Here is a 1298-nt window from a genome sequence, read left to right as displayed (position 1 = left end):
GGTGACAGTGAACGCCACCGTCGGTCGGGGGTGGGGGGAGGGCGACGGGGAGGAAGAGATGTCCGGGGCGGCCGACTGTTGGCTGGTTCGCGCTGAGTGCAGCACGGACGGGAGGGCCAGGAGGAGGGCTGCCGCGGTGCAGGCCGCGGTCGCGCCGAGGGCGCGCCGGCGGTGGCGGCGACGGTCGGCTCGCCGGCGGATCTCCTCAGCGGGCAGGGTCGGTGCGGGCGTCTGTGCGCCGAGCAGCAGTAGCCGGTCGCCCAGGGCCTCGTGGATCGGGTCAGACACGGAGTCGTCCTTCCTCGCTGGTCGGGTGCTGGTCGCCGAGCTGGGCCGCGAGGGCGGCACGGCCACGGGCGAGGCGGCTCTTGACCGCGCTCAGTCCGGCGCCGGTTTCGGCGGCGACCTGCTCGATCGAGAGGTCGCACATGTGGTGCAGGACGACGGCGCTGCGCTGTGCCTCGGGCAGGTCGCGCAAGGCGGCGACCAGCACGAGGTGTTCTTCGGAGGGCGGCTCGACGGTCAGTGTGTCGTGGCGGTGGTGGCGTCCCGCCAGGTGCAGGCCGCGGGCCAGGCGTCGCCAGCGCGACACCGCCAGCCGTCGGGCCGTGGTGCGGATCCATGCCTCCGGGGCGTTGTCCGGGTCGAGGGTCCGCCTCCGGTCCCATGCACGGATGAAGGCTTCCTGGACCACGTCCTGTGCTTCGGACCAGTCGCCGGTCATCGCGTAGAGCTGCCCGGTCAGGCGGGAGAAGGACGCCGCGTAGAACGCGTCGAACTCCTGTGGTGTCATCTGGGGCTCTCTTCTGGTGCTGTCGGTCGGCTCGCGTGACAGCGGTCCGCTGGGAAACACGCGTTGACCGCGGCAATAAAGCCGTGTCCCCCGTGTTTCCCACGGCCCTGCCGCCGCCTGTACGCACGAGAACCGTCCCGGGGTCGCACCCGTGGCCTGTGACCTGGATCACGTGTGCGAGGTGCGACCGGGCAGGTGCCGGGGGGCGTATCGGGGCGCAGGCATCAACCGGAGCCTGCGGACAAGGAGTTCTTTCATGCGTTTGCGTCCGATCATGATCGTCGCGGCCACTGCCGCGTCCCTCGCGTTGGCGGGAGGGGTGGCTGCGGCCTCGACCGGCGCCCCCAAGCCCATCGCCTCGCCGACTGTGTCGCCGTCCGCCGGCACTCCCTCGGCCGACCCGACTCAGCCCGGCGCCCCGGCGGCGGACGGCGCGTCCAGCACCTCGACCGGCGTTACGAGCTCGGGCCCCGTGACCCCCGCCCCGGTGACGTTTACTGTTACG

2 protein-coding genes and 1 pseudogene are annotated in these 1298 nt (G+C 72.3%); 1 reads left to right on the top strand and 2 read right to left on the bottom strand.

The window, feature by feature from the left end; all coding sequences use genetic code 11:
* Both ACEZDE_RS33715 and ACEZDE_RS33710 read right to left on the bottom strand, forming a co-directional pair.
* Nucleotides 1–288: hypothetical protein (locus tag ACEZDE_RS33715; protein WP_380545019.1), on the bottom strand; the 288-nt coding region annotated here is incomplete at its 3' end.
* A complete protein-coding gene (locus tag ACEZDE_RS33710; RefSeq protein WP_380545016.1) occupies nucleotides 281–793 on the bottom strand; it encodes a SigE family RNA polymerase sigma factor in 513 nt (170 codons plus the stop codon). The genes ACEZDE_RS33715 and ACEZDE_RS33710, both read right to left, overlap by 8 nt.
* A 256-nt stretch (nucleotides 794–1049) precedes the next feature.
* Between ACEZDE_RS33710 and ACEZDE_RS33705 the strand changes: the two are divergent.
* Nucleotides 1050–1298, top strand: a pseudogene (locus tag ACEZDE_RS33705) (hypothetical protein); the annotation flags it as partial.

Source organism: Streptacidiphilus cavernicola (genome assembly GCF_042510955.1).
In the GTDB taxonomy this organism is placed as follows: domain Bacteria; phylum Actinomycetota; class Actinomycetes; order Streptomycetales; family Streptomycetaceae; genus Streptacidiphilus; species Streptacidiphilus cavernicola.
This window is presented reverse-complemented; position numbering and strand designations above follow the sequence as displayed.